The following is a 25,673-nucleotide window of genomic DNA, read 5'->3' as shown; positions in this document are numbered from 1 at the left end:
GCCTGGGGCGTATGGATTCCAACGAAGTCAACAAGCTGCTCGCCGGCTTTCTCGGCACGGTGTTCATCGTCTTTTCCGTTGGCATCGTGTCCGACGCGCTGTTTGCCTCGCCGGCGCCGGAAAAGCCCGGCTTCGCCATCGAGGCGACCGAGCCCGCCGAAGGCGGCCCGGCCGTTCCCGCCGCGGCCGTGAAGCCGATCGCCGAGCTGCTGACCACCGCCAACGCCGAAGCGGGCGCCGCCATCTTCAAGAAATGCCAGGCTTGCCACTCCGGCGAAAAGGGTGGCCCCAACAAGGTTGGGCCCGATCTCTGGGACATCGTCGACCGTCCGGTCGCCGAGCATGAGGGCTTTGCCTATTCGGCCGGCATGAAGGAGTTCTCCAAGGGCGGCAGCGAGAAGTGGACCTACGACAATCTCAACCACTTCATCACCTCGCCGAAGAAGTTCGTGAAGGGCACCGCGATGGGCTTCGCCGGCCTGCCGAAGGATGAGGACCGCGCCAACGTCATCGCCTATCTGCGCACGCTGTCGGACAATCCGAAGCCGCTGCCGGCGCCCGGCGCCTCGGCCGAAAACGCGCCCGCCAAGCCGGCCGAAGGTGCAGCCCCTGCCAAGCCGGCAGAAGGCGCGGCGCCAGCCGCCCCGGCGGCACCCGCAAAATAACAAAACTGTAATGACATTATCCTTGAAAAAGCCGGGTTCAGCCCGGCTTTTTCGTTAGGAAAAATGCATATGCGACGACAAAGCCGCTCGGTTGCGGTTTTCAGCGCCGCCAAATGATCTAGATTGGGCCCAGACGCTATGGTGACGGCGCTATATCGCGAAGAGGAGAACGCATGACGGTTGGCCGAGCGCGGACGCTTCTGAAATCGGTGCTGATGCTGGCTGCCTTTGCCGGCGGCCTGCAGGCGGCCTTTGCGGACGAATGGCGCACGACCTCGTCGCTGATCGGCGAATCCAAATATGGCGACAATTTCCAGCACTACGACTACGTCACTCCGGATGCGCCGAAGGGCGGCACAGTGAACTCAGTGGTGCTCGGCACGTTCGACAGCTTCAACCCCTATGTCGTGCAGGGTTCGCCGGCCGCCGGCTTCGCGCAGTTCGGCGGCGGCCTGCTCTACGACACGCTGATGGAGCAGGCGACCGACGAGGGCAGCGTCAACCATCCGCTGATCGCCGATGCCTACAAATACCCGGCCGACTATTCCTCGGCGACCTACAGGCTCGATCCGCGGGCGAAATGGCATGACGGCCAGCCGATAACGACCGACGATGTGATCTGGTCGTTCCAGGTGCTGAAGGCCAACAGCCCGATGTACAGCCGTTATTTCGAGAACGTCACCGACGCGGTTGCGATCTCCGATCGCGAGGTGGAGTTCCATTTCAACCAGAAGGGCAATCGGGAGTTACCTCAGATTCTCGGCGGTCTCGTCGTGCTGCCGAAGCACTGGTGGGAAGGTACCGACGCCAACGGCAGGAAGCGCGACGTCACAAAGCCGACGCAGGAGCCGCCGCTCGGCTCGGCCGCCTACAAGATCGCCAGCTTCAAGCCGGGGTCCGAAATCATCTGGCAGCGCGTGCCGGACTACTGGGCGGCCAAGCTGCCGGTGAAAATTGGCCGTGAGAATTTCGACAGGCAGCGTTTCACCTATTTTCTCGACGACAATGCCGCCTGGCAGGCCTTCACCAAGGGCGGGCTGGACGACATCAAGCCGGAGAACAGTTCGAGGCGCTGGAACACGGCCTATGACTTCCCGGCGGTCAAGGCCGGCGACGTCATCAAGAAGGAATTCAAGACCGCGTCGCCCGAACCGATGCAGGCCTTCATGCTCAACACCAGGCGCCCGCTGTTTAGGGATCGCCTGGTGCGCGCCGCGCTGATGTATCCGTTCGATTTCGAGACGATGAACCGGACCCTGTTCTTCGGTTCCAACACCCGCACCAGCAGCTATTTCCAGGGCACCGAACTGGCGTCGAGCGGCCTGCCGCAAGGCAAGGAACTCGAAATCCTCGAGCAGTACCGTGACAAGCTGCCGCCTGAAGTCTTTACCCAGGAATTCAAGCTGCCGGTCTACGACAACCCGCAGGCTGAGCGCAAATACCTGAAAACCGCGGTCGATCTGTTCGCCAAGGCAGGCTGGATCATCAAGGGCGGCAAGATGGTCAACGCCAAGACCGGCGAGCCATTCAAGTTCGAAATCCTCGGCTGGAACGACACCGACCAGGTCATCGCCAGCCCCTACATCGCCAATCTGCGCAAGATCGGCGTCGACGCAACGCTGCGCCTGATCGACCAAACCCAGTATATCAACCGAGTCACTCACTTCGACTTTGACGTGGTCACTTCGATACTCGGGCAGTCGGACTCTCCTGGCAATGAACAGCGCGATTTCTGGAGTTCCAAGGCCGCCGATTCGCCGGGATCGCGCAATTACGCCGGCATCAAGAATCCGGTCGTCGATGCGCTGGTCGACCGCATCATCTTTGCCACCGACCGCGACGATCTGGTTGCCGCCACCCATGCGCTCGACCGGGTGCTGCTGTGGAACTACTATGTCGTGCCGCAATATTACCGTGCCGTGGTCTGGCTCGCCTACTGGAACAAGTTCGGTATGCCGGAGAAGCAGCCCGCCTATAGCGGCGTCGACCAGAATTCCTGGTGGATCGATCCGGTCAAGGAAAAGGCGCTGGCGGCCAAATACAAGAGTGGCAATTGATGGCGGTGCTGCCCCGTCGCGACTTCCTCGCCCTGGGCGGTGCCGCCGCGGCCGCGGCGCTGCTGCCCGGCCGGGCTTTCGCCACGATCCCGACCGGCGTGAAACTGCACGGCCTGTCGGCCTTCGGCGATCTCAAATATCCTCCGGATTTCGCGCATTTCGACTATGTCAATCCGGACGCTCCCAAGGGCGGCCGGATGAATTTCGCCCCGCCGAACTCCACCCTCAATCAGAGCTTCCTGACTTTCAACACGCTGAACTCGCTGGTGTTGAAAGGGGATTCGCCGCCGCGCACCGAACTCTGTTTCGATTCGCTGATGGCAAGGGCAGTCGATGAGCCGGATGCGGTCTACGGCCAGCTTGCCGAATCCGTTACCTTGTCGCAGGACCGCAACGGCTTCCGCTTCAGCCTGCGGCCACAAGCGCGTTTCCATGACGGCTCGCCGCTGACCGCCGAGGACGTTGCCTTCGCCTTGAACCTCTACAAAGATCGGGGACATCCGAACCTTTCCCAAGCGCTGCGGCACATGACGGATGCGGTCGCAATCGATCCGCTTACAGTCAGCCTTACCTTCAACGGCCAACAGTCGGCGCAGAATATCCTCGCGATCGTCGTAATGCCGATCGTGTCCAAAGCCTTCTACACGGCCAATGATTTCGACGCCTCGACGATGACCCCACCGCTCGGTTCCGGGCCGTACCGAATGGGGCGGGTGGTGGCCGGGCAGACCATCGAATATGAACGCGTCGCCGATTATTGGGGCCGCGATCTGGCCGTGAACCGCGGGCTTAATAATTTCGACCGCATCCGTATCGATTTCTACCTTGATCGCCAGGCAGCGTTTGAAGCGTTCAAGAAAGGGGATACGCATTTTCGCGAGGAGTTCACTGCGCGGGTATGGGCGACCGGCTACGACTTTCCAGCGCTGAAGGATGGCAGGGTCGTCAAACGCGAATTTCCCGGCGAGAAAACGCCATCCATGCAGGCTGTCGCACTCAATCAGCGCCGTCCGCAGTTCCGCGACATTCGCGTGAGACAGGCAATCGCCTATTGCTTCGACTTCGAATGGACCAGGCGGGTTCTGTTTTTCGACTCCTACGAGCGTTCGCAATCGAACTTCGAGCGGTCGGACTACAAGGCCAAGGGCCTGCCCTCACCCCAGGAATTGAAACTGCTGGAGCCGTTTCGAGCCGAGTTGCCGCCGGAGACCTTCGGCGATCCGGTGATGCAACCCGTCTCCGACGGTTCGGGCCACGACCGCAAGCTGCTGCGCGAGGCTTCGAGACTGCTTGCCGAAGCCGGCTGGAAGCGAACGGGCAATTTCGTCGTCAATGACAAGGGCGACCGGCTGCGGGTGGAAATGCTGGCCGAGGACGATGGCCTCGTTCGCATCTTCCTTCCGTGGTCCGAGAATATGAAGGCGATCGGCATCGACGCTTCGGTCCGGCAGGTCGATTCGGCGCAGTTTGAAGCGCGGCAGAGCAATTTCGACTTCGACTTCAACATGCTCGCATGGTCGATCGGAGCGACGCCAACCGCCGATGGTTTGGAGATCCTCTATGCTTCCCGGATGGCGAAAACGCCGGGGATGCGCAACTATCCGGGTACGGAAAGCAAAGCCATCGACGCGCTGATCGAGGCAGCCGGCAAGGCGCAGAGCCGGATCGAACTCGTCACCGCGCTCAACGCGCTCGATCGGGTCTTGCGCGCGCGGCTAGACTGGATTCCAACATATCATCTGGCGAATCACCGGGCAGCCTTCTGGGACATGTTCGGCTTTCCCGCTCAAAAGCCGGATTACGACTTTCCGGTCGAGACGCTGTGGTGGTTCGATAAAGACAAGGCGGCAAAGATTGGCAAAGCCTGAATTTCTTGCGAGCGCTGGCGCCGCCCCTCACCTGCCTGCCGGCATCCTCTCCCCGTATAGCGACGGGGAGAGGGGCGCTTTCATCGATGGTTTCGCCGATCATAAGCGTCGCAATAGAAGCGCCGAGACTACGGCCAGCCCCTTTCTCCCCGTCACTATACGGGGAGAAATGTCCGGCAGGACAATGAAGGGCGGCACCGTCTTCGGCAATTGGCCTGGGGCGATTGCCTTAGGGGCACCTTCAGACACAATGGTCGTCCTCAAGGAGGGTAAAGCCTGATGGGCGCCTACATATTGCGCCGCATCCTTTTGATGATCCCGACCCTGTTCGGTATCATGGCGGTGTCATTTGCCGTCATCCAGTTTGCTCCAGGCGGGCCGGTCGAGCAGGTCATCGCCAGGCTGACCAACCAGGGCGGCAGCGATCGCCTTGGCGGCGGCGGGGGCGATGCGGGCGGCGCCAATGTCGATGTCGCCGGCGACGTCGGCTCGAAATACCGCGGCGCGCAAGGGCTCGATCCGGAATTCATCAAGAAGCTGGAGAAGCAGTTCGGCTTCGACAAGCCGCCGCTCGAGCGCTTCGGCATGATGCTGTGGAACTATCTCCGCTTCGATTTCGGCGACAGCTATTTCCGCGACATATCGGTGCTCGACCTGATCCTGGAAAAGATGCCGGTGTCGATCTCGATCGGGCTGTGGATCACGCTTTTGTCCTACCTGATCTCGATCCCGCTCGGCATCCGCAAGGCGGTCAAGGACGGCTCCACTTTCGACGTCTGGACCAGCGGCGTCGTCATCGTCGGCTACGCGATTCCGGGCTTCCTGTTCGGCATCTTGCTGATGGTTCTGTTTGCCGGCGGCTCGTTCTGGGACTGGTTTCCGCTGCGCGGCATCACCTCCGACAATTGGGACCAGCTGTCCTGGCCGCAGCGGATCGTCGACTATTTCTGGCATATGACCCTGCCGCTGACGGCGCTGGTGCTGTCGGCCTTCGCCACGACGACGCTTTTGACCAAGAATTCCTTCCTCGAGGAAATCCGCAAGCAATATGTGGTCACCGCCCGCGCCAAGGGCCTGTCGGAGCGGCAGGTGCTTTATGGCCACGTCTTCCGCAACGCCATGCTGATCGTCATCGCCGGTTTTCCCGGTGCCTTCATCTCGGCATTCTTCACCGGGTCACTGCTGATCGAGAACATCTTTTCGCTCGACGGCCTCGGCCTGCTTGGTTTCAACTCGGTGGTGCAGCGCGACTATCCGGTGGTCTTCGCCAATCTCTACATCTTCTCGCTGCTTGGCCTGTTCGTCGGGCTGCTGTCCGATCTGATCTATACCTGGGTCGATCCGCGCATCGATTTCGAGCGGAGAGACGTCTGATGGCGCGGACCATGGCCGAAACGGCGCCGGCTCGGATCGCGCGGCCCTTTCTGTCGCCGCTCAACCAGCGGCGCCTGCAGAACTTCAAGTCCAACCGGCGCGGCTACTGGTCGTTGTGGATTTTCCTGTTCCTGTTCGTGCTGTCGCTGGTTTCCGAACTGATCGCCAACGACAAGCCGATCATCGCCTCCTACAAGGGCGAGATCCTGTTTCCGGTCCTGGTCGCCTATCCCGAGGAGAAGTTCGGTGGCTTCTATGCGGTCACCGACTACCGCGACCCGGTCATCCAGGACGAGATCAACGCCAATGGCTGGATGGTCTGGCCGCCGGTGCGCTACTCCTACCAGACCGTCAACAACGCTATTCCCGAAGCAGCACCGACCAAGCCGTCCTGGCTCTACGACAAGAAGACGCGCTGCAACCAGTATCCGAAAGGCGAGGCAGACCCCAATTGCAACGTCGGCAACTGGAACTGGCTGGGCACCGACGACCAGGCCCGCGACGTGCTGGCGCGCGTCATCTACGGCTTCAGGATCTCGGTGCTGTTTGGCCTGATCCTGACTGCCGGCTCGGCGCTGATCGGCGTGGCGGCCGGCGCTCTGCAGGGCTATTTCGGCGGCTGGACCGATCTTCTGTTCCAGCGCTTCATCGAGATCTGGTCGGCGATCCCGGTGCTGTATCTGCTCCTGATCGTTGCCGCCATCCTGCCGCCCGGCTTCTTCATCCTGCTCGGATTGATGCTGCTGTTCTCCTGGGTGGCACTGGTCGGCGTGGTGCGGGCCGAGTTCCTGCGCGCCCGTAACTTCGAATATGTCAATGCGGCGCGCGCGCTCGGCGTGTCCAACGTCACCATCATGTTCCGGCATCTGCTGCCCAACGCCATGGTGGCGACGCTGACCTTCCTGCCGTTCCTGCTCAGCGGCTCGATCTCGACGCTGACCTCGCTCGACTATCTCGGCTTCGGCCTGCCGCCCGGCTCCGCCTCGCTCGGTGAACTGTTGAAGCAGGCACAGCGCAACCTCAACGCGCCCTGGCTCGGCATTTCCGGCTTCGTCGTCATCTCGCTGATGCTGTCGCTGCTGGTCTTCGTCGGCGAGGCCACGCGCGACGCCTTCGATCCGCGCAAGACGTTCAGATGAGCGACACCCCGCTGCTTTCGGTCCAGGATCTCAGCGTCGCCTTCACGCAAGCCGGCGACCAGTCGATCGCCGTCGACCATATTTCCTTCGACCTTGCCAAGGGCGAGACGGTGGCGCTGGTCGGCGAATCCGGCTCCGGCAAGTCGGTCACCGCGCTGTCGGTGCTGAAGCTGCTGCCCTATCCGACCGCCAGCCACCCGTCGGGAAGGATACTGTTCCTCGGCGCCGACCTGCTTGCCGCCGACGAGAGAGACCTGCGCCGCGTGCGCGGCAACAAGATCACCATGATCTTCCAGGAGCCGATGACCTCGCTCAACCCGCTGCATACGATCGAGCAGCAGATCGTCGAGGTATTGAAGCTGCATCAGGGCCTGGGCGATCGCAAAGCCAAGGCGCGCACGCTGGAACTTCTGCACGAGGTCGGCATCCGCGAGCCGGAGAAGCGGCTTGACGCCTATCCGCACCAGCTTTCCGGCGGCCAGCGCCAGCGCGTCATGATCGCCATGTCGCTGGCCAACGAGCCTGAACTTTTGATCGCCGACGAGCCGACGACGGCGCTCGACGTCACCGTCCAGGCGCAGATCCTCGAATTGCTGGCCGGCCTGAAAAGCCGCAAGAACATGTCGATGCTGTTCATCACCCACGATCTCGGCATCGTCAGGAAGATCGCCGACCGGGTCTGCGTGATGACCAAGGGCAAGATCGTCGAGACCGGCCCGACCAACGAGATATTCGCCAATCCGCAGCACGCCTACACGCGGCATCTGCTTGCCGCCGAGCCGAAAGGCAAGCCGCCGGCGGCCAACCAGGCCGCCAAGCCGGTGATGGTCGGCAAGGACGTCAAGGTCTGGTTCCCGATCAAGAAGGGCTTCTTCCGGCGCACCGTCGACAATGTGAAGGCGGTCGACGGCATCGACGTCACCGTACGGGCCGGTCAGACGCTTGGCGTCGTCGGCGAATCCGGCTCAGGCAAGACGACGCTCGGCCTGGCGCTGGCCAGGATGATCTCGTCGACCGGGAACATCCAGTTCAACGGACGCGGCATCGATCAGCTGTCCTTCAACGAAATGCGGCCGTTGCGGCGCGAGTTGCAGATCGTCTTCCAGGATCCGTTCGGTTCGCTCAGTCCACGCATGTCGGTCGCCGAGATCATCGAGGAAGGGTTGAAGATCCATGAGCCGAAGCTGTCGCCTGATGCGCGCGACGAGCGTGTCGTCGACGTGCTGAAGGAAGTCGGCCTCGATCCGGCGACGCGCAACCGCTATCCGCACGAATTCTCCGGCGGCCAGCGCCAGCGCGTCGCCATCGCGCGCGCCATGGTGCTCAACCCGCGTTTCGTCATGCTGGACGAGCCGACCTCGGCGCTCGACATGAGCGTGCAGGCGCAGGTCGTCGACCTCTTGCGCAGCCTGCAGGCCAAGCACGACCTCGCCTACCTCTTCATCAGCCACGATCTGAGGGTCATCCGCGCGCTCGCCAACGAAGTCATCGTCATGCGCAATGGCAGGATCGTCGAGGCCGGTCCTTCCGAACAGATTTTTGGCAAACCGCGGACCGACTATACAAAGGCGTTGATCTCGGCCGCCTTCAAGATCGAAACGGCGCCGGTCGGCATCGTCAGCGAGTAGATTTTCGCCAGAGATCATGCACAAAATCAAAACGCAGCCGCGCCTTGCGCGTCGGGACGCGAACGCTGTTGGTAAAAAGGGAAAAACAATCCGCAATGGAAAAAGGCCGCATCCTGCTTGCCCTCACCGGTATTCATCCGCTGCGCTGGCGCGAACTGCTGTCGGCGGAGCGCGAGGTGGTGCTCGAGCCGAACGGCGCCGGCGATCCCTCGATCACCTATGCGGTGGTGTGGAAACAGCGGCCGAACCTGTTGTCGTCGCTGCCCAATCTGCGCGCCATCTTCTCGATCGGCGCCGGCGTCGACCACATCTTCGCCGATCCCACCTTGCCCGACGTACCGGTCGTCAAGGTGGTGGCCGACAACCTGACCCAGTACATGACCGAATACGTCGTCTGGCGGGTGCTCGACCACCATCGCCAGGGCATGCTCTACCGCGCCCAGCAGCAGAAGAAGATCTGGCATGAACCGCAGCAGCGGCCGGCCAGCGACATCTCGGTCGGCATTATGGGGCTCGGCACGCTTGGCCGCGCGGCGGCATCGGTGCTGTTGTCGCTCGGCTTTCCCGTCAATGGCTGGTCGCGCAGCGACCGGCCGATGCAAGGTGTCTCGACTTACGCGGGCGAGGCCGGCCTGATCCCGTTCCTCAACGCCACCGATATCCTGGTGGTGCTGCTGCCGCTGACGCCGCAGACGCACGGCATCATCAACCACAGCGTGCTGAAGGAGCTGCGCAAGCGCAACGGGCTCGGCGGCTCAGTGCTGATCAATGCCGGGCGCGGCAGGCTGCAGAAGGACGCCGACATTTTGCGCGCGCTGGACGACGGCACGCTGAAGGAAGCCAGCCTCGACGTTTTCGAGGTCGAGCCGCTGCCGAAGACCAGCCCGCTATGGAGCCACCCCAAAGTGTTCGTGACGCCGCACGCGGCGGCAACCTCCGATCCGGTCCACCTGGCGCCGATCATGCTGCGTCAGATGGATGCTTTCGAGCGCGGCGAAGCGCTGGAAAATGTAGTGGATCGCGACGCCGGGTATTAATTTTTTAGAGCGCCGCTTTCCAGTCTCAGCCCCAGCCGAGCGGCACGTAGTCGATCTCCATAAACGCCTCGACCTCGGGGATCCAGCGGTCGCGGACGAAGGCGACGTGGTCGGGATGGTCGTTATAGCCGGAATAGGCCCGCTGATCGGCAAACTCCATCGAGAAGCCGAAGCGGTAGTCGTTCTTGGGACTGACCTGCCGCAACTGCTCGAAATGCGTGACGCCCTTTATCGCCGTGAGAATCCTCTTGGCGTCGGCGAGGAACCGTTTTTCCTCGAGCGAATGCGGCGGGTGTTTCAGCGTGAACACGACGGTGTGACGGATCATTTTTTGCTCCTGCGATGTCTTCGTGTCACGCGCTGTCAGCCCAGGCGCGGATGAGGTTATAGGCGATCGCCCCCTTCGGCGGTGTCACCAGGCCGCCCGGATGCTCGCGGGCCACCATCGAGAGCACCTCGTCGCGAAAGAACCAGCGGCAATCTTCCAGCTCGTTGAGGTCGGGCTGGATATCGTCGTTGAGCGGTTCGCCGAAGCAGCCGATCATCAGCGAATAGGGAAACGGCCAGGGCTGGCTGGCGTGGTAGACGACGCGGCCGAGCCTGATGCCGGCTTCCTCCAGCGTTTCGCGGCGCACCGCCGCCTCGATCGTCTCGCCCGGCTCGATGAAACCGGCGAGCGCCGAATACATGCCGGGCCCGAAATGCCGGCCGCGGCCGAGCAGGCATTTTTCGCGTGTTGCCGTCAGCATGATCGCCACCGGGTCGGTGCGCGGAAAGTGCTCCGTACCGCAGGCCGGGCAATGCCGCTTGTAACCGCCCGCCCGCATCGCGGCTTCGGTGCCGCATTTGCTGCAGAAGCGATGGCTGGCATGCCAGGCGAGCAGCGCCGCCCCTTGCGCCAGCGCGCCGGCCGCCGCTTCGTCGACCAGCCCCTGCATATAGACCGAGCGATAGTCGATCGCCTTGATCGTCTCGGGAAGCTGCTCGGGCTCGACCCCGGCCGGCACCGCCAGCACCGGGCCGCTTTCGGAAAAACCGAGCAGGACGCCGTTTTCGAGCGATGCTTCGAGCGGCCGGCATTCGGCCACGCCGAACCAAGGGTCGAATGCGCCTTGCGCAAGCTTCAAATAGAGCCGGCCGCCACGCATCAGCAAAAGCCGCGCCGAGGGATCGGCGAGTGCCTTTTCGACGGAATCGTCGGCGCGGTTTTCGGACTGCCGGTCGATAACGTTGCCGGCGAAGCCGACGAACTGGCTCGGCTCGCGCAAGGGCGCGTCAAACAGGCGAAAGCTCATGCAGACTCGGGAAGGTTCAAGGTGGACACGGAGAGGCTTATAACGCTGCCTTGATCTTTTCCGCAAACTTGCGAAGGTCGGAGCGCTGATAGGGCTCGCGCAGGCCGTGCCCCCACACCGGGCCAGGCCAGCCGGGATCGCCTTCCGAGCGCGCAATGACGTGTACATGCAGCTGGCGCACGATGTTGCCGAGTGCGCCGGTGTTGATCTTGGTGCAGCCGGTCACCCGCTTCAGCGCCAGCGCCACCATGTTGGTCTCGAAGGTCAGCATCGCCTGGTCCAGCGGCGTCATGTCGTGGATTTCCTCGATGCCCGGCCGCTGCGGCACCAGCAGCAGCCATGGCCAGCGGCGGTCGTTCATGACGCGCAATTCGCACAGGCCGAGCCACATCAGCTGTTCGCTGTCGGCTTCCAGCTGGGCGTCAAGCGTGAATCCGGCCTTGAGGCCCGGCAGCATCGGCGTTTCCCTCACTTTTTGACGTTTTTTGAACTCCATCGACGCTAGAGCGGCTTCCGAAGGGCCGCAAGGGGCAGCAACCAACATTGGCCGTCGCGGCGCTGATTGTGCGCGAAGAAGTGAGGCCCGGGCAAATTGCATCAGCTTGGCGCTGCCCCGCCGAGATTGACGATTTTGATCGCGGCCACATTTTGTTCTTGCTTTGTGCCGGCAGCTATGCTACTAATCTCGCTATGGTGATTATTCGCACCAACGACCCGCCCGCCGAGGCGGGTTTTTGGTTTCAGCTTTCGCCATCGCTCAAGGACCCTATCATCCGCACTTGCATTTCATCGCCGGATTGCCGATATGGAGGCTGGGAGGTTGGTGGTGGACGGTCCACTCGCCAACCGGGTCAGGTCCGGAAGGAAGCAGCCCTAACGAGCCCGGAACGGGTCATTGTTCCAGCCTCCCGCCTCTTCGCCTTTTACCCCGACATTGACGGCGCCAAGCCGCGCGGGCGAAACTATGCGCAGGAATCGGCCGCCTCCAGTGGCAGCCCTTGGAGCTTAACGGGCGAATGAGCGAAGCCGGAAACGAGGCCGGGAAATTGGACAAGCCTGCCGCCTACCGCGTGCTGGCGCGCAAATACCGACCGTCGAATTTCTCCGAACTGATCGGCCAGGAGCCGATGGTCCGCACGTTGACCAATGCCTTTGCCACCGGCCGCATCGCCCAGGCCTGGATGCTGACCGGCGTGCGTGGCGTCGGCAAGACGACGACCGCGCGCATACTCGCGCGGGCCCTGAACTACAAAACATCGACCGTCGACCAGCCGTCCGTCGACCTTGCCGTGCTCGGCGAGCATTGCCAGGCGATCATGGAAGGCCGGCATGTCGACGTCATCGAGATGGACGCCGCCTCGCATACCGGCATCGACGACATCAGGGACATCATCGAGCGTGTGCGCTACGCCCCGGTGTCGGCGCGCTACAAGGTCTACATCATCGACGAAGTGCACATGCTTTCCAACCAGGCCTTCAACGGCCTGCTGAAGACGCTGGAAGAGCCGCCGCCGCACGTCAAGTTCATCTTCGCCACCACCGAAATCCGCAAGGTGCCGATCACCGTCCTGTCGCGCTGCCAGCGTTTCGACCTCAGGCGCATCGATGCGGCAATGATCAAGGCCGACCTTGCCAGGATAGCCCGTCTGGAGGGCATCGAAGTCGAAGACGATGCGCTGGCGATGATCGCGCGCGCGGCCGAAGGCTCGATGCGCGATGCGCAGTCCATCCTCGACCAGGCGATCGCCCATGGCGGCGGCGCGGTCAGCGCCGAAGCGGTGCGTGCTATGCTCGGCCTTGCCGACCGTGCCCGCATCGTCGACCTGTTCGAACATGTCATGAAGGGCGACGTCGCCGCCGCACTTGCCGAATTCCGTGCCCAGTACGATACCGGCGCCGATCCTGCCGCGGTGCTGACCGACCTTGCCGAGTTCAATCATCTGGTCACCCGTCTGCGTTTCGTGCCGGCTGCCATCGACGACGCCTCGCTGTCCGAGGACGAGCGCCGGCGCGGCGCCGATTTCGCCAGCACGCTGTCGGTCAAGGTGCTGTCGCGGACGTGGCAGATCCTCTTGAAAGGTATTCCCGAGGTGCAGACCTCCAACCGCCCGGTCAGCGCCGCCGAGATGGTGCTGATCCGGCTGGCCCATGCCGCCGACCTGCCGACGCTGGACGAGGCGCTGAAATCGCTGGAGAACGGCGGTACACTGCCGGGTGCCGCGCCGCGCGCGAATGGCACGCCGGCAAGCCCCGGCCCCGCAAACCATGCGCCTGCAGGCGGTGGTGCCGGCGCCGTGGCGCAGGCGCGGATGCCGACGTCCAATGGCGGCGCCCAGACAATGCGCCTGGTCGAGACGATGCGCCTGGTCGAGGCCGAGCCCGTGCCGACCAACTTCGTTGCTCCGCCGGAGCCGGCGGTCGAGGCGTCGCCGGTGCCGGTGAAATCGCTGGCCGACATTATCGCCCTTGCCGACGCCCAGCGCGACATGGCCTTCAAGGTGCTGGTGAAGCGTTGCGTGCGCCTGGTGCGCATCGAGCCCGGTCGTATCGACGTCAGCCTGACCGACGATGCGCCGAAGATGTTGCTCAATGATTTGACCGCCAAGCTGCGCGCCTGGACGGGCCGCAACTGGCTGGTGTCGCTGTCGAAGGACGAGGGCGGCCAGACCTTGGCCGAGATGGAATCGACAAAGCGCGAAAACGCCTTCCTCGATGCCAAGAGCGACCCGACGGTCGCCGCCATCCTGGCGCGCTTTCCCGGTGCCAAGATCATCGACGTGCGCATTCCCGATGCGCCGGAAGCCGACGAGGCCGAAGTGCCGGTCGAGCCGCCGGCCGACGACGACGAAACCTGAACAACCTGGACCAGCTGCAAAGGACAGTGCGATGAAAGACCTTCTCGGCATGATGGGCAAGGCAAAGGAAATGCAGGCCAAGTTCCAGGCCATGCAGGATGAGATCGCCACGCTGGAAGCCACCGGGCAGGCCGGCGGCGGCCTGGTCAGCGTGACGCTGACCGGCAAATTCGAGATGAAGTCGCTGAAGATCGACCCGGCGCTGTTCAAGGAGGACGAGGTCGAGATTCTCGAGGACCTGCTTCTCGCTGCCCACAACGACGCCAGGACCAAGGTCGAGCAGATCATGCAGGAGAAGACCAGGGCGCTGACCGCGGGCCTACCGATCCCGCCGGGAATGAAACTGCCGTTCTAAGGCTAGTGCATGTCGCGCAAAAGTGTGCAGCGGTTTTGCGATAACGACATGCATCAAAACAAGAACCTAAAGCGCGTCGCATAAGCCGGTCGAACGCGACGCGCTAGTCAATCGGTATGCCGTTACAGTGGCCGAAGAGTGCAGCGGCCCAGTGCTCGCTCCACCGCCAGCTGTGTCTATTAGGCAACTCCCCACACTTAATAACGCTTTAGCCATCTTTTTGCCTGAAAGTGTCTCATTCTTGCCGCAACCAGGGGCGGGCTGGCAGCAGAATTGAGGGGACACCTGTTGATCTCTACCCGATGGAAGACGCCGTTGCGGCTCGGCGTCGTTATCTCGCCGCTGTTTTTGGCCGCTTGCAGTCAGACCGCCTCGCACGGCATGTCCAGCCTGACCGATGCCATTACGCCGAGTTTCCTGAGCTCGCGCTCCTACAATTCCACGCCGAAGGAGAAGGAATGCCTGGAGCGGGCAATGTTCTTCGAGTCCAACCGGTCGAGCCGTGACGGCATGATTGCGGTCGGCACGGTGGTGATGAACCGGTTGCGGTCCGGCAATCACGGCAACACCATCTGCCAGGTCGTCGGCGAGCGCGGGCAGTTCGCGCCGGGCGTCATGACACGGCCGATGAATTCGAAGGCGATGCCCGACGTCGAGGAAGCCGCCGAGGCGGTGCTCAAGGGCGAGCGCAAAGCCAAGCTGAAGAATACCATGTTCTTCCACACCGCCGGCCTGCGCTTCCCCTACAAGAACATGCACTACACCATGGTCGCCGGCGGCAATGCCTTCTATGAAAAGCGCGGCCGCAACTGGCAGCCGCTGCCGGACGAGCCGGTGGTCGCCATGGCCCAGGCCAAGCCGCAAGCGCCTGCCGCTCAGGCCATACTTGTCGCCTCGGCGGAGCCGGCTCGCGAGGTCAAGCCGACATTCGCCAAGGCAACCTATGTGACCGCCGCAGCATCGCTGCCGGCAAAGCAGACAAGGGTGACCGCCGGAAAGGCGACCCCGGAGAAGACGACGGCGGAGAAGCCGATGCTTGTGGCGCTGCAGGAACCAATGCAGGAGCCGGATGCGGCCCGTTTTGGCGGAACCGTGAGCGAGCGGCCTGTCACCTCCTTCCAGGCCGTGCCGGCAGAGCCGACAATGTCGTTCGAGGCGACGCCCGAGAACACCGACGCCATCGGCGCGATGATCGCCGGCCAGACCCGGCCACTGGAAGAAAACTGAGGGCCCTAGTGGCTTGCAGTCGCTTCGGACAAATACGAGGAGTCGGCGCCGCCCCTCATCGCCCTGCCGGGCACTTCTCCCCGTATAGTGACGGGGAGAAGTGGGACGGCCGCAATCCTGGCGTACATTCTGCAACGATGATGATTGGCGAAACCGTCGATAAGAGCGTTCCTCTCCCCGTCACTATACGGGGAGAGGTCGCCGGCAGGCGGGTGAGGGGCAGCGCCAACGCCCGGAAAAGGGTGACGGGCGAATTCAAGCCTGAAGCGATTGCTCGGTCGCCCGCCTCAGCAGAGTTCCAAAACGCGTTGAAAAATCCTAAACCGGTGCGATGTCGAAGCGAATCGCCGGTCCCGAGATCGAACGCCTGATCCAGCTGCTGGCCAAGGTGCCGGGGCTCGGTCCGCGTTCGGCACGGCGCGCAGCACTCCACCTCATCAAGAAGAAGGAACAGCTGCTGGCGCCGCTCGCCGCCGCCATGGGCGAGGCGGTCGACAAGGTGCGCATCTGCTCGACCTGCGGCAATGTCGATACCTCGGATCCATGCATGATCTGCACCGACCCCCGCCGCGACCCCACTATGCTCATCGTCGTCGAGGACGTGGCCGACCTTTGGGCGCTGGAGCGGGCGACAGCCATGAACGTGCGCTACCATGTGCTCGGCGGTACGCTGTCGCCGCTCGACGGCATTGGTCCTGATGAGCTCAACATCCGTTCGCTGGTCGACCGCGTCGCCGGCGGCGAAGTCAAGGAAGTGATCCTCGCCGTCAACGCCACGGTCGAGGGCCAGACCACCGCGCACTACCTCACCGACCAGCTTTCCGGCTTCGACATCAAGGTGACGCGCCTGGCGCACGGTGTTCCGGTCGGCGGCGAACTCGATTATCTCGACGAAGGCACGCTGGCCGCCGCACTGCGCTCGCGGACGGTGTTTTGAGGCGAGCGGCGGGGAGAGTGCTTCCGAGATGATTGCGTTCCGTCGCGCCCCCCTCTGTCCTGCCGGACATCTCCCCCACGAGGGGGGAGATTGGCAGCCTCGATATCCCGGCCAAGCTTGCGACGTTGAACATTGGCGAAAACAGACGCGACAGCCAATCTCCCCCCTGGAGGGGGAGATGTCCGGCAGGACAGAGGGGGGCGCGACAGGATGCCGACTTCGCAGGCTGGCCGTCGCGTTCTTTCTCGCCTTCCTCCTCGCCACCCCGGTCTCCGCCGCAAAAATCGACGACCAGTTCCACGCCTGGCTCAGCAACGACCTCTGGCCCGAAGCCAAGGCCAAAGGCATCTCCAGGAAAACCTTCGATGCCGCCTTCGAAGGCGTCAGGCCGGACCTGAAGCTGCCCGACCTGGTGAAGCCGGGCGAGAAGGCGACGACGCCGCAGAAGCAGCATCAGGCCGAGTTCGGTTCGCCGGGCGCCTATTTCGCTGAAAAGATAGTCCGAGCGGTGACCGCCGGCGGCCGCACCCGCGAGGCGACCAACGCTGGGACTCTTGCCGCGATCGAGAAACGCTACGGCGTGCCTGGCGAAGTGCTGCTGGCGATCTGGGGCCGCGAGAGCGGCTTCGGCGCGGCGAAGATGCCTTATGACGCCTTCGAGGTGCTGGGCACCAAGGCGTTCATGTCGACCAAGAAGGAATTCTTCCGCACCGAGCTCTTGGCTGCGCTCGAGATCGTCGAGCGCGGGCTTGCCCCGGTCGGCGCGATGAAATCGTCTTGGGCAGGCGCGCTTGGCCAGCCGCAGTTCATGCCGACATCGTTCCTCAAGCATGCCGTCGATTTCGATGGCGACGGCCGCACCGACATCTGGAATTCGACGCCCGACATACTGGCATCGATCGCCAATTATCTCGTCCATTATGGCTGGGTCAGGGGCCGCGGCTGGGGCTTCGAGGTGACTGTGCCGGACAGCGTCTCGTGCTCGCTCGAAGGTCCGGACCAGGGCAAGAAGATTTCCCAATGGGCTGATATGGGCATCAGGCGTGTGTCGGGTAAACCGTTCCCGGCGAGCGAACTGAAAGCCGAGGGCTTTCTTTTGATGCCGGCCGGGCGTAGCGGCCCGGCCTTCATCGTCACCCCCAATTTCTATGTGCTGAAGCAGTATAACACCAGCGATCTCTATGCCCTGTTCATCGGCCATGGCGCCGATCGCATCGCCCATGGCGACAGCAATTTCTCGGGCAATTGGGGCGCGGTCGGCGGGCTCTACCGCTCCGACATCGCCGCCCTGCAGCGGGCGCTGGAAGCTAAGGGCTACGATGTCGGCAGCGCCGACGGCCTGCCTGGCTTCAAGACGCGCCGCTCGATCGGCAAATGGCAGGCCAGCAACGGCCGTTCCGCTACCTGCTTTCCCGACGCCGACCTGGTTACCGCGCTGAAATAGCCGGATTTTTGCACCGCCGGTCTGGCCCAATCGACCGTTCTGCAAATGCTCGTTGCCGCGCTCGAAACCGCCGGATATGGTGAACCGGAACCGCACAAAAAATTGCCGAGACAACGGTCCGGGGATCACCGTTCGACGCGGCAAGAAATGCCACAACTCTGAGCCGGGAACTCAGGTCAACAAAAACAGGGAACAGTTAAAATGATGATGGAAAAGTTTGCTCTACGCTCCCGCTTCTTGCTCGCGGGCGCGGCCATGTCCGCGCTGCTTCTGGCCGGTGCGCCTGCCTTCGCGGTCACGCCCGCCGACACGCTGGTCGAGGGTTTCGCCATCGACGACATCATCACCATGGATCCGGGCGAAGCATTCGAATTGTCGACCGCAGAGGTCACCGGCAACACCTATGATCTTCTGGTACGCCTCGACCTCAGCGACACATCCAAGGTCAAGGGCGATCTCGCCGAAAGCTGGAGCGTCTCCGACGACGGCCTGACCTACACATTCAAGCTCAAGCCCGGCCTCAAATTCGCCTCCGGCAATCCGATCACGGCGGCCGACGTCGCCTATTCGTTCGAACGCGCCATCAAGCTCGACAAGAGCCCGGCCTTCATCATCGGCCAGCTCGGCCTCAATGGCGGCAACGTCACCGACAAAGCCAAGGCCGTCGACGATACGACCTTCCAGTTCACCGTTGACAAGGCCTATGCGCCAAGCTTCGTCTTGAACTGTCTGTCGGCGACCGTCGCCTCGGTCGTCGATGCCAAGCTGGTTAAGGAGCATGTCGCCGCGGTCACGCCGAGCGCCGACTACAAATGGGACAATGATTTCGGCAACGCCTGGCTGAAGACCGGCTATGCCGGCTCCGGTGCCTTCAAAATGCGCGAATGGCGGGCCAACGAGGCCGTCGTGCTGGAGCGCAACGACAATTACTACGGCGAAAAAGCCAAGCTTGCCCGCGTTATCTATCGCAATATGAAGGAAAGCTCGGGCCAGCGCCTGGCGCTCGAAGCCGGCGATATCGACGTCGCCCGCAATCTTGAGCCGAACGACCTCGATGCCATCGCCAAGAATGCCGACCTCACCACCACCTCGGCGCCGAAGGGCACCGTCTATTACATCAGCCTCAACCAGAAGAACCCGAACCTCGCCAAGCCCGAAGTTCGCCAGGCGTTCAAATATCTGGTCGACTACGACGCCCTGGGGTCGACCATCCTCAAGGGCATCGGCGAGATCCATCAGACCTTCCTGCCGAAAGGCGTGCTCGGCGAGCTGGACGAAAACCCGTTCAAACTCGACGTTGCTAAGGCCAAAGAGCTGCTCGCCAAGGCCGGCCTCGCCGACGGCTTCAGCGTCACCATGGACGTGCGCAGCGTCCAACCGCAGACCGGCATGGCGGAATCGATCCAGCAGACGCTGGGACAGGCCGGCATCAAGCTGGAGATCATCCCCGGCGACGGCAAACAGACGCTGACCAAATACCGCGCCCGTAACCACGACATCTATATCGGTCAGTGGGGCCAGGATTATTTCGATCCGAACTCCAATGCCCAGACCTTCGCCAGCAACCCCGACAATTCGGATGAAGGCAAGACCAAGACCCTTGCCTGGCGCAACGCCTGGGACATCCCGGACCTGACCAAGCAGACCGAAGCGGCCCTTGTCGAGAAGGACGCGGCCAAGCGCGCCGCAATGTACCAGGATCTCGAGAAGAAGATCCTCGATACCAGCCCCTTCGTCATCATCCACCAGCAGCTGGAAGTGGCCGGCCTGCGCAAGAGCCTCAAGGGCTTCGCGCTCGGCCCGAGCTTCGACACCAACTTCGTCGGTCCCGTCTCGAAAGAGTGACGCCGGCGGACGCGCCGCATGAGTGTGGCTGAAAGCGAAGTGACGGCAGGGCGCGGTGGCGCCCGTGCTGTTGCCGTGGCCTCATCGATCGCCCGGTTCCTGGTTATCGCGATAACGACCTATCTAGGTCTGCTCGCGGTGACTTTCTTCATCGGCCGTGTCATTCCGATCGACCCGGTGCTGGCAGTGCTCGGGGACCGGGCGCCGGCCAATGTCGTCGAGCGCACGCGCCGCGAGATGGGCCTCGACCTGCCGCTGGTCGAGCAGTTCTACATCTATGTCAAACATGCCCTGAACGGCGATTTCGGCACTTCGGTGCTGACCACCAATCCGGTGATGACAGATATCCGCCGCGCCTTTCCGGCAACCCTCGAACTGGCGACGCTGGGGACGCTGATCGGTTCGGTGATCGGCGTGCCGCTCGGTGTGCTGGCCGCGGTGCGGCGCGGCAGCATCATCGACCAGATCGTGCGGATCATCGGCCTTGTCGGCTATTCCGTGCCGATCTTCTGGCTGGGGCTGCTGGCGCTGGTGCTGTTCTACGCCAAGCTGCAATGGATCGCCTTTCCCGGCCGCCTCGACGTCGTCTACGAATACACCTTCACGCCGATTACCGGCTTTTATCTGCTCGATGCACTCTGGCAGCGGCAGTGGGACGTATTTGCCGATGCCTTCCGCCACATCATCCTGCCGGCCTCGCTGCTCGGCTATTTCTCGCTCGCCTATATCAGCCGCATGACACGCTCGTTCATGCTGAACGAACTCACCCAGGAATATATCGTCGCGGCGCGCGCCAAGGGCCTGTCGGAAACGCGCATCATCTGGGGCCACGCGCTGCGCAACGCCGCGGTGCCGATGGTCACGGTGATCGCTCTGTCCTATGCCGGGCTGCTCGAAGGCTCGGTGCTGACCGAGACGGTGTTTTCGTGGCCGGGTATCGGCCTCTACATCACCAATTCCCTTCAGAACGCCGACATAAACGCCGTGCTCGGCGGCACCATCATCATCGGCTCGGTCTTCATCGCCATCAATCTATTCTCCGACCTGCTCTACCGGCTGCTCGATCCAAGGACCAAGGCAGGATGAGGACCAAGACAGGATGAGCACGGAAGCGATTCAAACCCGCCGCGACTGGCTGCTCAGCGAGCGGCCGGCGTCGCGCGTGCAGGCGAGGCTCGGCCGCGCCTATGTGGGGTGGCGGCGCTTTTCCGCCAACCGGCTGGCGTTTCTCGGGCTGCTCATCATCGTCGCCCTGCTGGTGGTCGCGGCGTTCGCCGATGTGCTGGCGCCCTATTCACCGACATTCGGCGACCTCAAGGGCTCGCGGCTCCTGGCGCCGAGTGCGGCGCACTGGTTCGGCACCGACGATCTCGGCCGCGATATCTATTCGCGCATCATCTTCGGCTCGCGCTGGACACTCTACGTCGTCGTTTTGGTTGCCATTATCGCCGCGCCCATCGGCTTGCTGGTCGGCACCGTCGCCGGTTACGCCGGCGGCTGGACCGATGCGATCCTGATGCGCATCACCGACATCTTTCTCGCCTTTCCGAAGCTGATCCTGGCGCTGGCCTTTGTCGCGGCGCTCGGCCCCGGCATCGAAAATGCCGTGCTTGCCATCGCCATCACCTCGTGGCCTCCCTATGCCCGCATTGCCCGCGCCGAAACGCTGACGGTGCGCAATTCCGATTATATCAAGGCGGTGCAATTGATGGGCGCCTCGCCGTTTCGCATCGTGCTTCGCCACATCATGCCGCTGTGCATCTCCTCGCTGATCATCAGGGTGACGCTCGACATGGCCGGCATCATCCTGACCGCTGCCGGCCTCGGCTTCCTCGGCCTCGGCGCGCAGCCGCCGCTGCCCGAATGGGGCGCGATGATCGCGTCGGGCCGCCGCTTCGTGCTCGACCAGTGGTGGGTGGCGGGTGCTCCGGGCTTTGCCATCCTCATCGTCAGCCTCGGCTTCAACCTACTCGGCGACGGACTGCGCGACGCGCTCGATCCCCGAAGCGGTGACCAATGAGTGGCGACCAATGAGCACGCTTCTCGAAGTCGACGACCTGCGCGTTACCTTCCCGACGCGCACCGGCCTGATCGAGGCAGTGCGCGGCGTTTCCTTCTCGCTCGGCCGCGAGCGGCTCGGCATCGTCGGCGAGAGCGGTTCGGGCAAGTCGCAGACCGGCCGCGCCATCATGGGCGTCACCCCGCCGCAGGCCGATGTGACCGCGAAGACGCTCGCTTTTGACGGCATCGACCTGCTGGCCGCCTCGGCGCGCGAGCGCCGCGCGCTGCGCGGCAAGCGTATCGCCATGATCCTGCAGGATCCGAAATATTCGCTCGACCCGGTGATGAGCATCGGCCGCCAGATCGTCGAGACGCTGCGCACGCATGAGAAGGTCTCCAAGGCCGAAGCCCGCGACCGCGCGCTGGCCATGCTGGAGGCTGTGCAGATCCGCGATCCGGCCCGTGTCTTCGACCTGCATCCGCACGAGGTTTCCGGCGGCATGGGCCAGCGCGCCATGATCGCCATGATGCTGATCGCCGGGCCGGAAATGATGATAGCCGACGAGCCGACCTCGGCACTCGACGTCACTGTCCAGCTCGACGTGCTCGGCATCCTCGACCGGCTGGTCAGCGAGCGCGGCATGGGGCTGATCTTCATCTCGCACGATCTGCGCCTGGTCTCGTCCTTCTGTGATCGTGTCATCGTCATGTATGCTGGCAAGGTGGTCGAACAGCTCAAAGCCTCGGAGCTCGGCCGCGCCCAGCATCCCTATACGCGCGGCCTGCTCAACTGCATGCCCAAGATCGGCGCCGACCGTCACCCGCTGCCGGTGCTCGACCGCAAGCCGGAGTGGGCAGCATGACGGCAGCCCTTTCCGTCGACAGGCTGGAGGTGGTCTTCGACCGCTTCCGCGCGTTGAAAGGCGTCAGCCTCGAGGTCGAATCCGGTGAATCCTTCGGCCTGGTCGGCGAGTCCGGCTCCGGCAAGTCGACGTTGCTCAGGGCAATCGCCGGCCTGGCGCCGGCCGCATCAGGCACCATCGCGGTCAACGGCAAAACGCTCGGCGCGCGTCGCGACAAGGCGTTCTACCGCGAGGTGCAGATGGTCTTCCAGGACCCGTACGGTTCGCTGCACCCGCGCCAGACCGTCGACCGCCTGCTGCAGGAGCCGCTCGCCATTCACGGCTTCACCGACGGCGAAAAGCGCATCCAGCGGGCACTCGACGAGGTCGGCCTCGGCACCGGGTTCCGTTTTCGCTATTCGCATCAATTGTCCGGCGGTCAGCGCCAGCGCGTGGCGATCGCCCGCGCCCTGATTCTGGAACCGTCGATCCTGCTGCTCGACGAGCCGACCTCGGCGCTCGACGCTTCGGTGCAGGCGGAGGTGCTGAACCTGCTGGAAGAGATCAGGCGCCGCCGCAAGCTGACCTTCCTGATGGTCAGCCACGACCTAGCCATCATCACCCACATGTGCGAACGGCTGATGGTGATGCAGAACGGCGAGGCGATGGAGAATCTGACCGCGGACGATCTTGTCGAACGCCGTGTCACCAAGGATTATACGCGCAATTTGCTGAGGGCCAGCGAGGGGTTCGTGCGGACGGCGTGAGTAGGCTTGCTTTCAATTCCCCGCGTCGTGTTCTTTCGCGCCCCCCTCTGGCCTGCCGGCCATCTCCCCCACGGGTGGGGAGATTGGCTGTCACCACTGATTTCGCCAATCGCCAACGTTATAGAAGGAACGCTGCCGACGAAGCTGCCAATCTCCCTCCTTGTGGGGGAGATGTCCGGCAGGACAGAGGGGGCGCGAAGGAACGGGACTTGGCAACTTTGTGTCAGGTCGCCCGCCGGACGGGCAGGCCCAATCACCCGCCGCCAGTGCCAACTTGAGGAAAACCTGAAATAAGCCCAGAAGAGTCTCAACAGCCATCAAACGAGAGCGGGCGCCGGCCCGGTGAGGGATACGATGACAAATTCAGCCATTTCCGAACGCAAGAGCCAGTCGATTTCGCGCGGCGTCGGCATGACCACTCAGATCTATGCCGATCGCGCCGAAAACTCGGAGATCTGGGATGTGGAAGGCCGCCGCTACATCGATTTCTCGTCCGGCATCGCCGTCGTCAACACCGGGCACCGTCACCCCAGGGTGATCGAAGCGGTCAAGGCGCAGCTCGACCGCTTCACCCACACCTGCTATCAGGTCGTGCCCTATGAGAGCTATATCAGGCTGGCCGAACGGCTGAATGGCATGCTGCCCGGCAAGTTCGACAAAAAGACGATTTTTGTCACCACCGGCGCCGAGGCGGTCGAGAACGCGATCAAGATCGCCCGAAACGCCACCGGCCGGCCGGCGGTCATCGCTTTTTCCGGCGGCTTTCACGGCCGCACCTTCATGGGCATGGCACTCACCGGCAAGGTCGTGCCCTACAAGGTCGGCTTCGGCGCCATGCCGGCGGATGTCTTCCATGCGCCGTTCCCGGTTGCACTGCACGGCGTGTCGGTCGCCGATTCGCTGGCTGCGCTCGACCGGCTGTTCAAGGCCGACGTCGATCCGGCCCGCGTCGCCGCGATCATCGTCGAGCCGGTCCAGGGCGAGGGTGGCTTCTACGAGGCGCCGCGCGACTTCATGACCGCATTGCGCAAGATCTGCGACCAGCACGGCATGCTGCTGATCGCCGACGAGGTGCAGACCGGCTTTGCCCGCACTGGCAAGATGTTCGCCATGGACCACCACGAGGTGGCGGCCGACATCACCACCATGGCCAAGAGCCTGGCCGGCGGCTTCCCCTTGGCGGCGGTCACCGGGCGTGCCGAGATCATGGATGCGCCGAACCCCGGCGGACTCGGCGGCACCTATGGCGGCAGCCCGATCGGCGTCGCCGCGGCGCATGCCGTGCTCGACGTCATCGACGAGGAGAAGCTCTGCGACCGGGCCAACACGCTGGGCAACCGGCTGAAGCAGCGCCTGCAAGCGATCCGCGACGAAGCCCCGGAAATCGTCGATATCAGAGGCCCCGGCTTCATGAACGCGGTCGAGTTCAACGATGTGACGAAGGGGCTGCCGTCGCCGGAACTCGCCAATGCGGTCCGGCTGAAGGCGCTCGACAAGGGCCTGATCCTGCTGACCTGCGGCGTCTACGGCAACGTCATCCGCTTCCTCGCGCCGATCACCATCCAGGACGGAGTCATGAACGAGGCGCTCGACATCCTGGAAAGTTCGATCCGCGAGGCCTGCGCCGCCTGAGCGGCGAGGATATCGCCTAGGATTCAACTGCGGCGAAGGCCGAGATAGGTGGCAAGCCGCCGTTCAACGCCCTATGCGAGCACGAAATTCGGCAGTCGAATTGGTGCGTGGAAACGGTTCGGAAGGCAACTGTACACCGAGAAAGGCACAAAGCGGCTCCCACCCTTCGGAGGCCTGATAAGTAAGAAGGCGTTCAGGTGGCAGCGTTGATTTCACGGAAGCGTTATGTGCTTCATAGACAGCGATTGCGTGATCACGGTTATCAAATCGACCGCCAAAGACAGTGTTTCCAACCACCGCCACACCAAAGGACTGTGGATCATTGGTAGCAGCATCCATCGTGAGCCCTATTGTTTGCGCCATGCTGTCATACCAGGCTTCCGGGTCACGAACTGTCAGGATAACCTTTGCATGAAGGTAGTGGTCACTCACTTCGCGCCAAAAATGCGCCGTTGGCCAATCGACGGCGGAAAGATAGCCGGCATATGCCGCATCCCAGGTCGGGAGTTGTCCCTGTCCGGCGGCGCGCCACAGCGCCTTCTGCTCGGGATTGGCGTGGACATCTGCCATGTGATGACACGGCCCGAACCCAAGATGCTCCAACGCGAGCTTCAGCGAATATGTGCCAGTGCGACCCATGCCTGCGCCAATGACATATAGAGCCATGAGCACCCCCCGACGAATTTCAATTGGTCAAAATACCGC

General features: G+C 63.0%; 22 protein-coding genes and 1 other RNA gene. 19 read left to right on the top strand and 4 right to left on the bottom strand.

Features of this window, described 5'->3' with window-relative positions:
• Positions 1-11: 11 nt before the first annotated feature.
• The 7 genes from NKJ15_RS00945 (at position 12) to NKJ15_RS00915 (ending at position 9,768) form a co-directional block, all read left to right on the top strand.
• Entirely contained in the window at positions 12-665 is a 654-nt protein-coding gene (locus tag NKJ15_RS00945) for a c-type cytochrome (RefSeq protein ID WP_352470035.1), read from the top strand.
• 173 nt (positions 666-838) lie between these two features.
• Entirely contained in the window at positions 839-2,722 is a 1,884-nt protein-coding gene (locus NKJ15_RS00940; protein WP_352767096.1) for an extracellular solute-binding protein, read from the top strand.
• Positions 2,722-4,590, top strand: coding sequence for an extracellular solute-binding protein (locus tag NKJ15_RS00935; RefSeq protein WP_352767094.1), 1,869 nt, complete (start codon positions 2,722-2,724; stop codon positions 4,588-4,590). Before NKJ15_RS00940 ends, NKJ15_RS00935 begins: the two co-directional genes overlap by 1 nt.
• Positions 4,591-4,869: 279 nt before the next feature.
• Positions 4,870-5,964, top strand: a complete 1,095-nt coding sequence (locus NKJ15_RS00930; RefSeq protein WP_352448571.1) for a microcin C ABC transporter permease YejB — start codon at positions 4,870-4,872, stop codon at positions 5,962-5,964.
• Positions 5,964-7,103 carry an ABC transporter permease gene (locus NKJ15_RS00925; RefSeq protein ID WP_352767092.1) on the top strand — a complete coding sequence of 380 codons (1,140 nt, stop codon included), beginning with the start codon at positions 5,964-5,966 and terminating at the stop codon, positions 7,101-7,103. Before NKJ15_RS00930 ends, NKJ15_RS00925 begins: the two co-directional genes overlap by 1 nt.
• A complete protein-coding gene (locus tag NKJ15_RS00920) occupies positions 7,100-8,731 on the top strand; it encodes an ABC transporter ATP-binding protein (RefSeq protein ID WP_352767090.1) in 1,632 nt (543 codons plus the stop codon). The genes NKJ15_RS00925 and NKJ15_RS00920 overlap by 4 nt, the downstream gene beginning before the upstream one ends.
• A 95-nt stretch (positions 8,732-8,826) precedes the next feature.
• Positions 8,827-9,768 carry a 2-hydroxyacid dehydrogenase gene (locus NKJ15_RS00915; RefSeq protein ID WP_352613864.1) on the top strand — a complete coding sequence of 314 codons (942 nt, stop codon included), beginning with the start codon at positions 8,827-8,829 and terminating at the stop codon, positions 9,766-9,768.
• Positions 9,769-9,793: 25 nt separating this feature from the next.
• Here NKJ15_RS00915 and NKJ15_RS00910 read toward each other — a convergent pair whose 3' ends face one another.
• From NKJ15_RS00910 to NKJ15_RS00900, 3 genes are read right to left on the bottom strand one after another with little or no spacing between them, the layout of a single operon-like run.
• Positions 9,794-10,096, bottom strand: a complete 303-nt coding sequence (locus NKJ15_RS00910) for a Dabb family protein (RefSeq protein ID WP_023676866.1) — start codon at positions 10,094-10,096, stop codon at positions 9,794-9,796.
• Positions 10,097-10,121: 25 nt separating this feature from the next.
• The gene (gene nudC, locus NKJ15_RS00905) at positions 10,122-11,063 is read right to left on the bottom strand and encodes an NAD(+) diphosphatase (RefSeq protein ID WP_352813718.1); all 942 of its coding nucleotides are present in this window, start codon (positions 11,061-11,063) and stop codon (positions 10,122-10,124) included.
• Between the two features lie 37 nt (positions 11,064-11,100).
• Entirely contained in the window at positions 11,101-11,520 is a 420-nt protein-coding gene (locus NKJ15_RS00900) for an HIT family protein (protein ID WP_023676868.1), read from the bottom strand.
• 358 nt (positions 11,521-11,878) lie between these two features.
• Between NKJ15_RS00900 and ffs the strand changes: the two genes are divergently transcribed.
• The 12 genes from ffs (at position 11,879) to NKJ15_RS00840 (ending at position 24,968) form a co-directional block, all read left to right on the top strand.
• Positions 11,879-11,975: signal recognition particle sRNA small type (gene ffs / locus NKJ15_RS00895), an RNA gene on the top strand.
• 104 nt (positions 11,976-12,079) lie between these two features.
• Entirely contained in the window at positions 12,080-13,918 is a 1,839-nt protein-coding gene (locus NKJ15_RS00890; RefSeq protein WP_352767084.1) for a DNA polymerase III subunit gamma/tau, read from the top strand.
• 31 nt (positions 13,919-13,949) lie between these two features.
• Positions 13,950-14,273, top strand: a complete 324-nt coding sequence (locus NKJ15_RS00885; RefSeq protein ID WP_352470044.1) for a YbaB/EbfC family nucleoid-associated protein — start codon at positions 13,950-13,952, stop codon at positions 14,271-14,273.
• 288 nt (positions 14,274-14,561) lie between these two features.
• On the top strand, positions 14,562-15,500 hold the full coding sequence (locus tag NKJ15_RS00880) for a cell wall hydrolase (RefSeq protein ID WP_352767081.1): 939 nt from the start codon (positions 14,562-14,564) through the stop codon (positions 15,498-15,500).
• Positions 15,501-15,831: 331 nt separating this feature from the next.
• Positions 15,832-16,437 carry a recombination mediator RecR gene (gene recR / locus NKJ15_RS00875; RefSeq protein WP_352767079.1) on the top strand — a complete coding sequence of 202 codons (606 nt, stop codon included), beginning with the start codon at positions 15,832-15,834 and terminating at the stop codon, positions 16,435-16,437.
• Positions 16,438-16,615: 178 nt separating this feature from the next.
• A complete protein-coding gene (locus NKJ15_RS00870) occupies positions 16,616-17,881 on the top strand; it encodes a lytic murein transglycosylase (protein WP_352767077.1) in 1,266 nt (421 codons plus the stop codon).
• Between the two features lie 201 nt (positions 17,882-18,082).
• Positions 18,083-19,726 carry an ABC transporter substrate-binding protein gene (locus tag NKJ15_RS00865; RefSeq protein WP_352767075.1) on the top strand — a complete coding sequence of 548 codons (1,644 nt, stop codon included), beginning with the start codon at positions 18,083-18,085 and terminating at the stop codon, positions 19,724-19,726.
• Between the two features lie 18 nt (positions 19,727-19,744).
• A complete protein-coding gene (locus tag NKJ15_RS00860; protein WP_352767073.1) occupies positions 19,745-20,812 on the top strand; it encodes an ABC transporter permease in 1,068 nt (355 codons plus the stop codon).
• Positions 20,813-20,825: 13 nt separating this feature from the next.
• Positions 20,826-21,746 carry a nickel transporter permease gene (nikC, locus tag NKJ15_RS00855; RefSeq protein ID WP_352813716.1) on the top strand — a complete coding sequence of 307 codons (921 nt, stop codon included), beginning with the start codon at positions 20,826-20,828 and terminating at the stop codon, positions 21,744-21,746.
• A gap of 10 nt (positions 21,747-21,756) precedes the next feature.
• Positions 21,757-22,590 (top strand): ABC transporter ATP-binding protein, encoded by an 834-nt coding sequence (locus NKJ15_RS00850; RefSeq protein ID WP_352767069.1) that lies wholly within the window; start codon positions 21,757-21,759, stop codon positions 22,588-22,590.
• The gene (locus tag NKJ15_RS00845; RefSeq protein WP_352470049.1) at positions 22,587-23,336 is read left to right on the top strand and encodes an ABC transporter ATP-binding protein; all 750 of its coding nucleotides are present in this window, start codon (positions 22,587-22,589) and stop codon (positions 23,334-23,336) included. The genes NKJ15_RS00850 and NKJ15_RS00845 overlap by 4 nt, the downstream gene beginning before the upstream one ends.
• A 354-nt stretch (positions 23,337-23,690) precedes the next feature.
• Entirely contained in the window at positions 23,691-24,968 is a 1,278-nt protein-coding gene (locus NKJ15_RS00840) for a 4-aminobutyrate--2-oxoglutarate transaminase (RefSeq protein ID WP_352767067.1), read from the top strand.
• Positions 24,969-25,031: 63 nt separating this feature from the next.
• On the opposite strand, the gene NKJ15_RS00835 is transcribed toward NKJ15_RS00840, so the two are convergent.
• Entirely contained in the window at positions 25,032-25,634 is a 603-nt protein-coding gene (locus NKJ15_RS00835) for a sulfotransferase family protein (protein ID WP_352813714.1), read from the bottom strand.
• Positions 25,635-25,673 lie beyond the last annotated feature (39 nt).

Source organism: Mesorhizobium sp. M0207 (assembly GCF_040321995.1).
In the GTDB taxonomy this organism is placed as follows: domain Bacteria; phylum Pseudomonadota; class Alphaproteobacteria; order Rhizobiales; family Rhizobiaceae; genus Mesorhizobium.
The sequence above is the reverse complement of the archived record's forward strand: the minus strand, read 5'-3'. Positions and strand labels throughout refer to the sequence as shown.